Annotated in this window: 13 protein-coding genes; 5 read left to right on the top strand and 8 right to left on the bottom strand. The window is 64.1% G+C overall.

The features are described from left to right. Position 1: 1 nt before the first annotated feature. The 3 genes from CXP40_RS04610 to CXP40_RS04620 form a co-directional block, all read right to left on the bottom strand. Complete coding sequence (locus tag CXP40_RS04610; RefSeq protein WP_106732811.1) at positions 2 to 1,594, bottom strand: PAS domain-containing sensor histidine kinase; 1,593 nt, start codon at positions 1,592 to 1,594, stop codon at positions 2 to 4. Further along, positions 1,584 to 1,820: a PP0621 family protein gene (locus CXP40_RS04615; RefSeq protein WP_099522406.1), complete on the bottom strand. Its 237-nt coding sequence runs from the start codon at positions 1,818 to 1,820 to the stop codon at positions 1,584 to 1,586. Before CXP40_RS04615 ends, CXP40_RS04610 begins: the two co-directional genes overlap by 11 nt. Before the next feature lie 192 nt (positions 1,821 to 2,012). After that, the gene (locus CXP40_RS04620; protein ID WP_106732812.1) at positions 2,013 to 3,005 is read right to left on the bottom strand and encodes an outer membrane protein assembly factor BamD; all 993 of its coding nucleotides are present in this window, start codon (positions 3,003 to 3,005) and stop codon (positions 2,013 to 2,015) included. Between the two features lie 138 nt (positions 3,006 to 3,143). Here CXP40_RS04620 and rluD point away from each other — a divergent pair, with 138 nt between their 5' ends. From rluD to CXP40_RS04640, 4 genes are all read left to right on the top strand, one after another. Then, on the top strand, positions 3,144 to 4,118 hold the full coding sequence (gene rluD / locus CXP40_RS04625) for a 23S rRNA pseudouridine(1911/1915/1917) synthase RluD (RefSeq protein ID WP_106732813.1): 975 nt from the start codon (positions 3,144 to 3,146) through the stop codon (positions 4,116 to 4,118). After that, the gene (pgeF, locus tag CXP40_RS04630; protein ID WP_106732814.1) at positions 4,115 to 4,846 is read left to right on the top strand and encodes a peptidoglycan editing factor PgeF; all 732 of its coding nucleotides are present in this window, start codon (positions 4,115 to 4,117) and stop codon (positions 4,844 to 4,846) included. Before rluD ends, pgeF begins: the two co-directional genes overlap by 4 nt. A gap of 166 nt (positions 4,847 to 5,012) precedes the next feature. After that, positions 5,013 to 5,603: a TetR/AcrR family transcriptional regulator gene (locus CXP40_RS04635; protein ID WP_256579236.1), complete on the top strand. Its 591-nt coding sequence runs from the start codon at positions 5,013 to 5,015 to the stop codon at positions 5,601 to 5,603. 27 nt (positions 5,604 to 5,630) lie between these two features. Then, complete coding sequence (locus tag CXP40_RS04640) at positions 5,631 to 6,740, top strand: NADH:flavin oxidoreductase (protein WP_106732816.1); 1,110 nt, start codon at positions 5,631 to 5,633, stop codon at positions 6,738 to 6,740. 126 nt (positions 6,741 to 6,866) lie between these two features. Here the strand turns inward: CXP40_RS04640 and CXP40_RS04645 are convergent, their stop codons facing one another. Beyond that, positions 6,867 to 8,063, bottom strand: a complete 1,197-nt coding sequence (locus CXP40_RS04645) for a glycosyltransferase family 1 protein (RefSeq protein WP_106732817.1) — start codon at positions 8,061 to 8,063, stop codon at positions 6,867 to 6,869. Between the two features lie 66 nt (positions 8,064 to 8,129). Beyond that, positions 8,130 to 8,861, bottom strand: coding sequence for a sulfate transporter CysZ (gene cysZ, locus CXP40_RS04650; protein ID WP_106732818.1), 732 nt, complete (start codon positions 8,859 to 8,861; stop codon positions 8,130 to 8,132). Between the two features lie 260 nt (positions 8,862 to 9,121). Here cysZ and trxB point away from each other — a divergent pair, with 260 nt between their 5' ends. Then, positions 9,122 to 10,069 (top strand): thioredoxin-disulfide reductase, encoded by a 948-nt coding sequence (gene trxB / locus CXP40_RS04655; RefSeq protein ID WP_106732819.1) that lies wholly within the window; start codon positions 9,122 to 9,124, stop codon positions 10,067 to 10,069. A 93-nt stretch (positions 10,070 to 10,162) separates the two neighbouring features. Here trxB and CXP40_RS04660 read toward each other — a convergent pair whose 3' ends face one another. From CXP40_RS04660 to CXP40_RS04670, 3 genes are read right to left on the bottom strand one after another with little or no spacing between them, the layout of a single operon-like run. Then, positions 10,163 to 11,323 carry an AAA family ATPase gene (locus tag CXP40_RS04660; protein WP_106732820.1) on the bottom strand — a complete coding sequence of 387 codons (1,161 nt, stop codon included), beginning with the start codon at positions 11,321 to 11,323 and terminating at the stop codon, positions 10,163 to 10,165. Positions 11,324 to 11,344: 21 nt separating this feature from the next. Then, positions 11,345 to 11,713: a hypothetical protein gene (locus CXP40_RS04665; RefSeq protein ID WP_106732821.1), complete on the bottom strand. Its 369-nt coding sequence runs from the start codon at positions 11,711 to 11,713 to the stop codon at positions 11,345 to 11,347. After that, a complete protein-coding gene (locus CXP40_RS04670; protein ID WP_106732822.1) occupies positions 11,710 to 12,540 on the bottom strand; it encodes an SDR family oxidoreductase in 831 nt (276 codons plus the stop codon). Before CXP40_RS04670 ends, CXP40_RS04665 begins: the two co-directional genes overlap by 4 nt. Positions 12,541 to 12,750: the final 210 nt, after the last annotated feature.

The raw sequence follows: 12,750 nt of genomic DNA on the forward strand, positions 1-12,750 counted from the left end.
CTCAGCTCAGTTTGCGCGGATGGGCGAAGGTGATGCGGAAGCAACTGCCGCCACCTTCACGAGGTTTATAGTCGAGGCGGGCCTGGTTGCCCTGGCACAGCTCGCGAGAAATATACAGGCCGAGGCCGGTGCCCTTGTTCTCGGTGGTGTAGAAGGGCTCGAAGATGTGCTGTTCCTGCTCAGGCGGCACACCGGGGCCGTCGTCGAGGATTTCCAGCACTGGCAGGTCGCTGCTCTCGTCGCGGAACAGGCGTAGCCAGACCTGGCCTAGTCGGTGTTTCTGCGCGCTGTAGCGCAGGCCATTTTGCACCAGATTGGTCAGCACCTGGGTCAACTGGTGTGGGTCCATGCGTGTTTGCAGGCTGCCGCCCTGGGTTTCCAGATGGATCTGTCGATCAGCCGGTGCCGAGCTGCGGAATTCGCTGGCGAAGCGGTGCAGCCAGTATTTCAGGTCGAGCAGTTGCGGCTCGGCCTGGCGCCTGCGTGACAGTTGCAGGACGTTCTCGATCACCATGTTCATGCGCTTGGAGTGGTCCTGGATGATCTGCGCCAAGCGCTGATCCGGGCCGTGCAAATCCTCCGATTCCTGCAGTAGCTGCGCAGCGTGGCTGATGGCACCGAGCGGGTTACGAATTTCGTGAGCGATGCCAGCGGTCAGGCGGCCGAGCGAGGCCAGCTTGAGCTGTTGCGCTTGCTGGGCGATCTGTGAAATGTCATCGAGAAACACCAGGGTGTGCTGCTGGTCGCCGCGTTGCAGGGAGATGAAACTGGGCTGTAGCACCGGACCGTCGACCTGTGCCTGCAGGCTTTCAGGGCGCAGGGTCGGGTTGTGCAGCCATTGCTGGAGGCGTTTGACCAGTTCTGGGCAGTGCGGGTCGATGATCTTGCCGCTGAGCTCACCTCGCCCGAGCAGTTGCGTCGCGCCCTGGTTGGCCAGCAGCACGCGATGTTGGGTGTCGAGCACCAGAATGCCGGTGCGCATGCGCTGCAGGATCTGCTCATTGAGTTCTTCCAGGCTGGCGACGTCGGCTGCGCGTTGTTCGGCCAGGCTTTCGCTGACCTGCAGGCGGCGCGTGATGCCTTGGATGAACAGGGCGCCGGCGAAGCACAGCGCGCCGAGGGCGCCGGCCTGGACGTATTGTGCGGCAGCAGCGGGGCGGCTGAGGCTGAGGTAGAAGGTCAGGTAGATCAGCGCCATCGCCGCGATGGCGGCGATCAGCAGGCCGATGCGGCCGCGCAGCAGGATATTGGCGATGGCGACGGCGACCACCAGCAGGTTGCCGATGCCGCTGGGCGTGCCGCCGGCTGCGTAGAACAGGGCCGAGAGGAATATCACGTCGACCAGCGCCAGGCTGAACAGCTGCACCAGGTGTTTGGGCTTTTGCACCAGCACGGCGATGAAGATGTTGAGGATCAGGTAGACCCAGCTGCCGGTGCGAAACAGCTCGATATGCACGACGTCCAGCAACTGCTCGTCGAGGTTGCTGGAAATCAGCAGGATCAGCGCCAGGCCGATGGTCAGGCGATAGAAGTGATAGAGCCTGAGGATGCGCTGCCCTTGTTTGCTGTTCTGTACGCTGGTGTCAGCGATCACCGGTGTGTGGGCCTTGCTCAAGGTGTTTCTGGCTGCAGTACCAGCGCTGATCCTGGCTCAGTGCCTGGGTCTTGGGGATATGCACGCCGCAGTTCTCGCATCGCACCATGGGGGCTGCGGCGTCCTCGGTGGGGCGAGTAGGTTTGGCTTTGCTGATGAAACGACGCCAGATCCAGATTGCGGCGAAGATCACGGCAACCCAGAACAGCAGGCGGAACAGGCCCATGGTGTGCTCTTTTATCCGGTTAAAGCCGGCAGTTTAGCCAAGCTGAGACCATCGGCACAGAGGGGCGGTGGCAGGCTGTGAGCTGATTCCGAGGCTGCGAGCTGCAAGTCAGAGCGGCGGCACTGAGCCTGGATGAAATCCGCAGGCACAAAAAAGGGAGGCCGAGGCCTCCCTTGTTCTGTCGTGCATCGATCAGTCGAACAGACCGAAGGTCAGGTAGCTCCAGATCGAACGCTTCTTGGCGGTTTCGCCGGTCTTGGCATCTTGCTGCAGTTCGCGCGGAATCTGCTGTGCGGCGTCTTCGTATTGACGGATCACGTCTTGGCTGGCGCGGGTTTCACCCGGCGGCAGCGGCGTGTCGGTTTCGATCAGGCCCAGGGTGGCCTTGGCCAGCCAGGAGCGGTTGTCGGCTTCTTCTTCGAGCGGGACGAACTGGCCGCTTTCCAGGCTCGGGTGGTCAGGGTAGTTGAGCTTGAGGGTTTCCAGGCTGGTGGCAGCCAGGTCGTCCAGGGACAGACGCTGATACGCTTCGGTCATGATCGCCAGGCCATCGCCGACCGACGGGGTTTCCTGGAAGTTTTCCACCACATAGCGGCCACGGTTGCCGGCAGCGACGTAGGCCTGACGGGTCAGGTAGTAGTGGGCTACGTGGATCTCATAGGCGGCCAGCAGGTTGCGCAGGTAGATCATGCGCTGTTTGGCATCCGGGGCGTAACGGCTGGTCGGGTAACGGCTGGTGAGCTGCGCGAACTCGTTGTAGGAGTCGCGTGCGGCGCCCGGGTCGCGCTTGGTCATGTCCAGCGGCAGGAAGCGAGCCAGCAGGCCGCGGTCCTGGTCGAACGAGGCCAGGCCCTTGAGGTAGTAGGCGTAGTCGACGTTGGCGTGCTGCGGGTGCAGGCGGATGAAGCGCTCGGCGGAGGACTTGGCGGCTTCCGGCTCGGCATTCTTGTAGTAGGCGTAGATCAGTTCCAGCTGCGCCTGCTCGGCGTAGCGCCCGAACGGATAGCGCGACTCCAGCGCCTTCAGTTTGGCGATGGCCTGGGTGTAGCTGCGGTTGTCCAGGTCGGCCTGGGCCTGCTGGTACAGCTCCACCTCGCTGAGGTTTTCATCGACCTCCGGCTGCTTGGAAGAGCAGGCGGCGGTAAGGGCGAGGATGGCGATCAGCAGCAGGTGTTTCACTTGCATGGCGGCTTGCGTCCCTGTGACGGCCGCGCGGCCGTCCTGTTATGATGAGCGCCCCCGGAAACCCCTGGGGCAAAGACGCCGTATTTAACCACAAGCCTGTCGCCGAAACCAAAGGCCAGGCTCCCGCCGTTGCCGAAGATGACTTCTATAAACAAGCAGCTGATTCAACTCCAGGCCGTTGTCCCCTTTGAACAGGGCGGTCAACGCCTCGACCAAGTGGCTGCGCAGCTGTTTGGCGAGTTCTCCCGTTCGCGCCTTTCCACCTGGATCAAGGAAGGTCGCCTGACCGTCGATGGCGCCGTGGCGCGCCCTCGCGATACCGTACATGCCGGCTCGACGCTGGTGCTCGATGCCGAGCAGGAAGCGCAGGGCGAGTGGATCGCGCAGGACATCGAACTGAACATCGTCTATGAAGACGAACATCTGCTGGTCATCGACAAGCCCGCAGGCCTGGTGGTGCATCCGGCAGCCGGACATGCCGACGGCACCCTGCTCAATGCGCTGCTGCACCATGTGCCGGACATCATCAACGTGCCGCGTGCCGGTATCGTCCACCGTCTGGACAAGGACACCACTGGCCTGATGGTGGTGGCCAAGACCCTGCAGGCGCAGACCAATCTGGTCGAGCAACTGCAGAAGCGCTCTGTCAGCCGCATCTATGAGTGCATCAGCATCGGTGTGATCACTGCTGGCGGCACCATCGATGCGCCGATTGGCCGCAGCTCCAGCCAGCGTCAGCGCATGGCGGTGACCGATGGCGGCAAGCCAGCGATCAGTCACTACCGCGTGCTCGAGCGCTACCGCTCGCACACCCATGTACGGGTCAAGCTGGAAACCGGGCGTACCCACCAGATTCGCGTACACATGACCCACGTTGGCTATCCGCTGGTGGGCGACCCTGTCTACGCCGGCCGTTTCCGCATTCCGCCAGCTGCCAGCCCGACTCTGGTGCAGAGTCTCAAGGAGTTTCCGCGTCAGGCCCTGCATGCGCGTTTCCTCGAGCTGGATCACCCGGCTACCGGCAAACGCATGAAGTGGGAGTCGGCGCTGCCGGATGATCTGGTGTGGCTGTTGACCCTGTTGCGTCAGGATCGCGAGGCGTTCGTCGGGTGAGTGCCCACGATTGGCTGACGCCCGACTGGCCTGCGCCAGCCAATGTACGTGCTTGCGTCACCACGCGCAGTGGCGGTGTCAGCGCCGCGCCGTTCGATACCTTCAATCTGGGCGATCATGTCGAGGACGACCCGATTGCGGTAGCGAGCAATCGTCAGCATCTGGTTGATGCCCTGGGTTGCCAGCCAGCCTGGTTGCGCCAGGTGCATGGCATCGTGGTGGCCGAGGCCGACCCGGCGACAGTCATCGAAGCCGATGGCAACTGGACGGCCACGCCGGGTATCGCCTGCACAGCGATGACCGCCGATTGCCTGCCAGCGTTGTTCTGCGACCGCGCCGGTACCCGTGTGGCAGCAGCCCATGCCGGTTGGCGTGGGCTGGCCGGTGGTGTGCTGGAGGCGACCGTCAAGGCGCTGAACGTTGCACCGCAGGAGCTGCTGGTCTGGCTCGGCCCGGCCATCGGCCCGGCTGCGTTCGAGGTGGGGGCTGAAGTGCGTGAGGCCTTCGTGCAACAGCATGCCGAGGCTGCCAATGCATTCGTGCCTGGTGCCAACGCCGGCAAATTCATGGCTGATATCTACCAGCTGGCGCGTATTCGCCTGGCTGCTATCGGTGTGACTGCCGTCAGCGGTGGCGGGTTGTGCACCTACAACGACCCGCGCTTCTATTCCTACCGCCGCAGCGCTCGCACTGGGCGTTTCGCTTCGCTGATCTGGCTGCAGCCCTGATCTGTAGGAGCGAGCTCTGCTCGCGAACCCTGTAACCCAAAGGCTTCGCGAGCAGAGCTCGCTCCTACCTGTTCTGTCGTGGGCATTCGTCTTGTGTTTTTAATCCTTAATCACCAATATCAATAGTGCTGTCGCGAGCGAGACGACCGGTCATATGCTCGGCGCCATGAACAGCATTCGACTCGACAAGCGCGACCTGATCCTGAGCAAGGGCTCGGCGGTGATGACGCGTCGCGGCTACCACGGCACCGGTGTTCTGGAGATCGTCCAGGCGGCCGGGATTCCCAAGGGCAGCTTCTATCACTACTTCGCCAGCAAGGAAGACTTCGCCCTGCAGGCGCTGGCCTTCATCTATCGGCCGCGCCTGGCGCGTTATGCCCAGGCGCTGAATGATCCGGCGCTGAGCCCGCGTGCGCGCATCCTCGCTTACTACCGCGACCTGCTGGCGCATTTCGCCAGGCAGGAGACGCCGCAGTACCACTGCTTCATCGGCAGCCTGAGTTTCGAGATGAGCGAGATGCTGCCGGCGATCGGTGCCGAGGTCGCGGCCATCCAGCAGGCGTCGGTGGAGATCCTGCGCGACTGCCTGGAGCAGGCGCAGGCCGCCGGTGAACTGCCGGCCGACGAGGACTGCGGCAACCTCGCCACCTTCATCAGCGACGCCTGGCAGGGCGTGTTGGCTCGCCACAAGGTGGGCCGCAACCTGCAGCCGCTGGAAGCTTTCGTCACCCGCCTGGAGCGTTTGCTGCAGGCCTGATTACCGTTCGACCCCAGAGGAAAGATGATGAACGCACCCGTTCAAGCCCTGTTCGCCCCGTTCCGCCTCGGTAACCTGGAGCTGCCGACCCGTGTGGTCATGGCGCCGATGACCCGCTCCTTCTCGCCCGGTGGCGTGCCCAACGCCAAAGTCGTCGAGTACTACCGTCGCCGCGCTGCCGCGGGTGTGGGCCTGATCGTCACCGAGGGCACCACGGTCGGCCACAAGGCGGCCAACGGCTACCCGAACGTGCCGCGTTTCTACGGCGAAGACGCCCTGGCTGGCTGGAAGCAGGTGGTCGACGCGGTGCATGCCGAAGGCGGCAAGATCGTCCCGCAGCTCTGGCACGTGGGTAACGTGCGCAAGCTGGGCACCGAGCCGGATGCCAGCGTTCCTGGCTTTGGCCCGATGGAGAAGGTCAAGGACGGCCAGGTGGTCGTACACGGTATGACCCAGGCCGATATCGATGAGGTGATCGCTGCCTTCGCCCAGGCTGCGCGCGATGCCAAGGCCATCGGCATGGACGGCGTGGAGATCCACGGCGCCCACGGTTACCTGATCGACCAATTCTTCTGGGAAGGCAGCAACCAGCGCACTGACCAGTACGGTGGCGACCTGGCAGCGCGTTCGCGTTTCGCCATCGAGCTGATCCAGGCTGTGCGCGCCGCAGTCGGCCCGGACTTCCCGATCATCCTGCGTTACTCGCAGTGGAAGCAGCAGGATTACACCGCGCGCCTGGTGCAGACCCCGGAGCAGCTGGAGGCCTTCCTCAAACCGCTGTCCGACGCTGGCGTGGATATCTTCCATTGCTCGACCCGCCGCTTCTGGGAGCCGGAGTTCGAAGGCAGCGACCTCAACCTGGCGGGCTGGACGCGCAAGCTCACCGGCAAGCCGACCATCACCGTCGGTAGCGTCGGTCTGGATGGCGAGTTCCTGCAGTTCATGGTCAAGACCGACAAGGTGGCCGAGCCGGCCAGCCTGGAAAACCTGCTCGAGCGCCTGAACAAGGAGGAGTTCGATCTGGTCGCCGTGGGCCGCGCGTTGCTGGTCGACCCGGACTGGGCGCTGAAGGTGCGTGAGGGCCGCGAGCAGGACATCCTGCCGTTCAGCCGCGATGCGCTGACCACGCTGGTCTGAGTCCGTTTCTATCGGGCGTCGCGATCCGACGCCCCGTTTTCAGCCCCGGCACATCGGGGCTTTTTTACGCCTGCGTGTCTTGAGTGGATGTGATCACGTAGGGCGGGTGCAACCCGCCAGATTGTCTCAATGGCGGGTTTCACCCGCCCTACCGGCAAGCGCTGCTTCAACGCTGATCTGAGGTTGCATGGCACTGCGCAGGTGCTGTTCGAACAGCGCGACGATGCCGTCCCAGCTCAGATGGCTGGCATGTCTGCGGGCGTTGAGGCGGATATGCCGCAGTACCTCCGCATCACCCAGTAATTCACAGGCGGCTTCGCAGAAGCCTGCCTCGTCACCGGGACGGGCGAGCAGGCCGTTGTGGCCGTGATGGATATGTTGGGCGGCCGCTGCCTGGTCGAACGCCACCACGCCGAGGCTCGAGGCCAGGGCCTCCAGCACCACGTTGCCGAAGGTTTCCGACAGGCTGGGAAACAGAAACAGGTCACCTGACGCGTAGTGCTCGGCCAGCGTTTCACCGCGCTGCAGACCGCAGAAAAGCGCCTGCGGGAGCTGCGCCTGCAGGCTGGCGCGCAGTGGTCCGTCCCCCACCAGAATCAGGCGCATACGGCGTTGTGGATGAGCCTGCCGCAAGGCTTTGAAGGCCTTGACCAGCAAGCCGAGATTCTTCTCTGCAGCCAGGCGTCCGACATGCAGCACGGCCAGATCATCCGGCCCCAGGCCCCAGCTTTCGCGCAGGGCGTCGCTGCGCCGGCGCGGATGGAACAGCTGGCTGTCGACACCGCGGGCGAGCAGGGCCAGGCGTTCGAAGTCGCGGCGTTCGAGGTCGACCTTCTGGCCAATGCTCGGCACCAGCGTCAGTTGCGTGCGGTTGTGAAACCAGCGCAGGTAGTTGGTCATGGCCCGGGTCAGCAGGCCGATGCCGTAGTGCCCGGTGTACTGCTGGAAGTTGGTGTGAAAACCACTTACGACTGGGATCGCCAAGCGTCTGGCCGCGCGCAAAGCGGACAGGCCCAGCGGGCCTTCGGTGGCGATGTAAAGCACGTCCGGGCGTTGCCGCTGCCAGCGCCTGAGCAGCTTGTGCAGCGACGACTGGCCCCATTGCAGGCCGGGGTAGCCGGGTAGCGGCCAGCCGCGGGTCAGCAGCAGGTCACCGTCGGCGTCCTGCGTGTGGTCGATGTCCTGGCGCGGCCGTATCAGTTGCACGCGGTGGCCACGGCCACGCAGGCCGTCGACCAGGCGACCGAGGGTGTTGGCCACGCCGTTGATTTCCGGCGGGAAGGTTTCGCTGATCAGCGCGATATGTAGAGACGGTGCGTTCATATACGCAGTCTCTGCCTGTGTCATGTAATGACTGTGACGGTTTGTTTGCGCTTTTGTGATGGACGGTTAGCTGCGCTCGCGCACCCAGAACAGCGTGGCACCGGCCACGGCGGCCGGCATCATCAGGATGTTCAGCCCCGGCACCAGCAGGGCGGCGTAGGTGATACCGCCGAAGCTCAGGCTCTGCCAGCGCTTCTCGCGCAGCCAGGCGAGCATGTCCTGCCAGCTCATCTTGTTGTTGTCCGCCGGGTAGTCGATGTACTGCACGGCCATCATCCACACGCCGAACAGCAACCACAGTGGCGCGGCGACCAGGTTAACCACCGGGATGAAGCTGAGGATCAGCAGACCTATGGCGCGTGGCAGAAAGTAACCCAGCTTGCGCATCTCGCGGCCCATGGTGCGCGGCACCATGGCCGCCAGCTCGGCCCAGCTGAACGGTGGGAAGTGATCCTCGCCACGCGCCACCACCTCGACCTTCTCCGCAAGAAAACCGTTGAAGGGCGCGGCGATGATGTTGGCCAGCAGGGTGAAGGTAAAGAACACCATCAGCAGTACCAGCACCACGAATAGCGGCCAGAGGATGTACTGCAGAAAGCTCAGCCAGCTCGGCAGGGTGGGCATGAAGGTGTCGACCCAACCGCTGAACTGCTGCACGGCAAAGCTGATCATGGTGACGAACAGAATCAGATTGACCGCCAGCGGCAGCAGCACGAAAAGGCGCAGGCTGGGGCTGAGTACCAGCCTCAGGCCTTCTCGCAGGTATTGCGGGCCGGACAGGACGGGAGCGGCGGGCATGGCTGTCTCCTGAGTGGTTGATGCGCGCGACCATACCGACTTCGCCGCCGAGGCGAAAGTTCAGAGAGGCGCCTTGCAGCCATAGTCGGATTCTATTCGCGGAATTGGTAATGGATATTTCCGCTGGCCCGGCGGCCTGGATAGCCTTGCGCACAGTTTCGCTTTTGCGGGGCTCTCATTCTTCCAAGCCTTCCCCTAGTGCTTCGAGAGTCCCTTTTTATTCTGGCCTGCCGGCCCTGTGGGCCTGCGAGGAGTTAGCGATGTCCGCCGTTCGTCATGCCCGCGTCATCATCCTGGGTTCTGGCCCTGCCGGTTACAGTGCGGCGGTGTATGCCGCGCGCGCCAATCTGAAGCCGCTGCTGATCACCGGTATCCAGGCCGGCGGCCAACTGACCACCACCACCGAAGTGGACAACTGGCCGGGCGACCCGCACGGCCTGACCGGCCCGGCGCTGATGCAGCGTATGCAAGAGCATGCCGAGCGCTTCGAAACCGAGATCGTTTTCGACCATATCAACGCCGTGGATCTGGCCGGCAAGCCGTTCACCCTGGTTGGCGACAGTGGCACCTACAGCTGCGACGCGCTGATCATCGCTACCGGTGCCAGCGCACGTTACCTGGGGCTGCCCAGTGAGGAGGCGTTCATGGGCCGCGGTGTTTCGGCGTGCGCGACCTGCGACGGCTTCTTCTATCGCGGCCGTGAGGTGGCAGTGGTCGGCGGCGGCAATACGGCGGTGGAAGAGGCGCTGTACCTGGCCAACATCGCCAGCAAGGTCACGCTGGTCCATCGCCGCGAGACCTTCCGTGCTGAGAAGATCCTGCAGGACAAGCTGCATGCGCGTATTGCCGAGGGCAAGATCGAGCTGCAGCTCAATGCCGAGGTGGACGAAGTGCTGGGTGATACTAGCGGCGTTACCGGCGTGCGTTTGAAACAATATGGCGGCGCCTACCGCGAGCTGAGTGTCGAAGGGCTGTTCGTCGCCATCGGTCATACGCCTAATACCAGCCTGTTCGAAGGCCAGCTGGCGCTGAAGGATGGCTATCTGGTGGTCAATGGCGGTCGCGAGGGCAATGCCACCGCGACCAGCATTCCCGGTGTGTTTGCCGCTGGTGATGTGGCCGACTCGGTCTATCGCCAGGCGATCACTTCGGCCGGTGCCGGCTGCATGGCCGCGCTGGATGTCGAGCGCTATCTCGACGGGCTGTGAGAACACGTAGGGTGCGCTGTGCGCACCGCGCTTTGCTGGACCGTAGCTGATGGCGATTAGACGCCGGTGCGCGCGGCGAATCTTACGGACGTCTTAATCCGGCCAATGCCAGGGTGGCTCGTCGAGCATGCCCTGGCCGCGAATGCAGGTCTGGCCGAGCTGTTTGTCCAGCTCCAGGGTGTTGCAGTCGGGGCTTTCTTTCAGCGTGGCGATCAGGCGGCTGGCGTGGGAGACGACCCACACCTGGGTCTGCTTCGAGGCAGCGATGATCAGGCGACCGAGTGCCGGCAAAAGATCCGGGTGCAGGCTGGTTTCCGGCTCGTTGAGCACCATCAATGAAGGCGGTCGTGGCGTGAGCAGGGCGGCGACCAGCAGCAGGTAGCGCAATGTGCCGTCGGACAGTTCTGCGGCGCTCAACGGTCGCAGCAAACCTTCCTGACGCAATTCCACGGCGAAGCGCCCGCCCGCTTGAAAATCGATATGCAGACGGCTGCCGGGAAAGGCATCGTCGATGGCGGCGTCCAGTGCCGCGCGGTCGCCTATCTCGCGGATGGTCTGCAGGGCGGCGGCCAGGTCACGGCCGTCGTGGTGCAGCACTGGCGTACGCGTGCCCAGTTGCGGTTGACGCGCGGGCGCCTCGGCATCGCTGCGAAAGTGATCGTAGAAGCGCCAGCGGCGGATGGTTTCGCGTAGCTGGAAGACTTCCGGGCAATTCGGGTCGTTGCCGATCTGGTCGAACAGGCTGTCGTAGTTCGGCACGTGCTGGGCCAATACCTGCCAGCTGCGTCCTTCACGCATGCGTACCATGGGCCCGGCGCGATCCACCAGCAGCGAAGCGGGGCGATAGCTGGGGCCGGCCCAGATGCACTCACGCTTGATCTCCGGGTCGAGGGCGAAGGCCGAAGTGCTTGGCTCGGGTAGACCAAGGGCGATGGCATAGCCGAAATCCTCTCCGGCAAACCCTAGACGTAGACGCATCACGTTCTGCCGTGGGCCGCCCTGTACGGGCACCTCACCGCTACGCATGCGCCGGGAAATCTTCTCCGGCCCGGCCCAGAAACTCGACTCCAGCCCACCTTCGCGCGCCAGCGCGTTGACCACGCCACCTTGTGCGGTTTCCGCCAGCAGGCGCAGGGCGCGGTAGAGGTTGGACTTGCCGCTGCCGTTGGCGCCGGTGATCAGGTTGAGCTGGCCCAGCGGCAGGATCAGGCTGTTGATCGAGCGGTAGTTGGCGACGGCAAGGGTATGCAGCATGCAGATGGTTTCCTGGCGGAATCAGCGGCCATAACGTGGCGAAAACGCCAGCCAGGCCAGCACCGGGTAGCAGAGGTAGTGCAGGCTGAACAGAAACAGGCCCATGGGGCTGGGCGTGTCCTGCAGGTACATCATGCCCAGCAAGCCGAGATAGAGCAGCCCAAGCGCGCCACCATAGAGCAGGGTGAAACGCCAGCGCTCGGCGTTGCTCGGTGCGCGCCCGGTCCGCCAGTGAAATACCAATGCCAGGCCGGCGGCGATGGCGGCGGCGATCAGCAGGGTGGTGAACACACCGCCCAGACGTACGAAGGTACGTAGCAGCAGGTTCAGCAGCACGGCGGCGATCACCCCTGCAACGGCGTAGTGGCGCACGGGTAGGCCCTGGCTCACAGCTGCTGCGCCAGGCCGAAGCGTTTGCGCAGAACCCGTTCCAGCAGCGCCTTGGGCACCAGTGTGGCGAGCAGCGGCAGGGCGCGACTGCCATTGCCCAGGCGCAACAGGCGTGGGCGTGTGTCGCGCTGCACGGCGGCCAGCAGGTGCGCGGCAAACTCGTTGGCCGGGGTTGGGTTGTCCTGCGAGGCCTTGGCGCGGGCGCGGATGCCGTCGCGTAGCGGCCACCAGGGCGAATCCTCGCGGATCAGCGCCTCGGCCTGCTGGCTGGCGTTAGCGCCGAAGCTGGAGGCGATGGCGCCTGGCTGCACTTCCATCACTTCGATGGAGAAGGGCGCCAGCTCCATGCGCAGGGCATCGCTCAGGGCGTGCACTGCGGCCTTGGAGGCGCAGTAGGCCCCGGCGAAAGGCGTTACCAGTACCGAGGACACGCTGCCGATATTGACTACCAGGCCGCGGCTACGGCGCAGCAGCGGGAAAAACGCCCGGGTGACGCCAACGATGGAGAACACGTTGGTTTCAAACTGGCGCTGCATGGCTTCGACGCCGCCGTCGAGCAGCGGGCCCATGGCGCCATAACCAGCGTTGTTGATCAGTACATCGAGGCCGCCGATTTCCTCGCTCAGACGTGTGGCTAGTTGCTGCAGCGCGTCGCCATCGTTGACGTCGAGTTGCACTGCGTGGAACCCCGCCTGCTCGAGCGCCGCAAGGTCACCGTCCTTGCGTGCCGTGGCCCACACCGCGTAGCCAGCCGCCTTGAAGGCGTCGGCCAGGGCGCGGCCGATGCCGCTGGAACAACCAGTGATGAGAACGCTGGGTTGAGGCATGCGCGGGACTCCCTGAGACGCGAATGGGGCTGCAGCTTAGCAGGCTTGGCTTGAGGTGATGGCGGACTGTTCGCCTAGGCTCCTGAGTCCGCCCTACGCGCTGGGTGGGGCATGGCGGAGATTCCCTGGCGATGGATGTTGAGCATTGTAGGAGCGAGCTCTGCTCGCGAACGCGTATGACGCCGCAAGCTTCGCGAGCAGAGCTCGCTC

The sequence above is a fragment of the Pseudomonas sp. YY-1 genome (assembly GCF_002843095.1).
Classification (GTDB): domain Bacteria; phylum Pseudomonadota; class Gammaproteobacteria; order Pseudomonadales; family Pseudomonadaceae; genus Aquipseudomonas; species Aquipseudomonas sediminis_A.

Excerpts from the sequence above, each read along its gene's own strand:
- trxB (WP_106732819.1), top strand. The coding sequence starts at position 9,122 with ATGTCCGCCGTTCGTCATGCCCGCGTCATCATCCTGGGTTCTGGCCCT.
- rluD (WP_106732813.1), top strand. The coding sequence starts at position 3,144 with ATGACTTCTATAAACAAGCAGCTGATTCAACTCCAGGCCGTTGTCCCC.
- CXP40_RS04645 (WP_106732817.1), bottom strand. The coding sequence starts at position 8,063 with ATGAACGCACCGTCTCTACATATCGCGCTGATCAGCGAAACCTTCCCG.
- cysZ (WP_106732818.1), bottom strand. The coding sequence starts at position 8,861 with ATGCCCGCCGCTCCCGTCCTGTCCGGCCCGCAATACCTGCGAGAAGGC.
- CXP40_RS04615 (WP_099522406.1), bottom strand. The coding sequence starts at position 1,820 with ATGGGCCTGTTCCGCCTGCTGTTCTGGGTTGCCGTGATCTTCGCCGCA.
- CXP40_RS04670 (WP_106732822.1), bottom strand. The coding sequence starts at position 12,540 with ATGCCTCAACCCAGCGTTCTCATCACTGGTTGTTCCAGCGGCATCGGC.
- CXP40_RS04635 (WP_256579236.1), top strand. The coding sequence starts at position 5,013 with ATGAACAGCATTCGACTCGACAAGCGCGACCTGATCCTGAGCAAGGGC.
- CXP40_RS04640 (WP_106732816.1), top strand. The coding sequence starts at position 5,631 with ATGAACGCACCCGTTCAAGCCCTGTTCGCCCCGTTCCGCCTCGGTAAC.
- CXP40_RS04620 (WP_106732812.1), bottom strand. The coding sequence starts at position 3,005 with ATGCAAGTGAAACACCTGCTGCTGATCGCCATCCTCGCCCTTACCGCC.
- CXP40_RS04660 (WP_106732820.1), bottom strand. The coding sequence starts at position 11,323 with ATGCTGCATACCCTTGCCGTCGCCAACTACCGCTCGATCAACAGCCTG.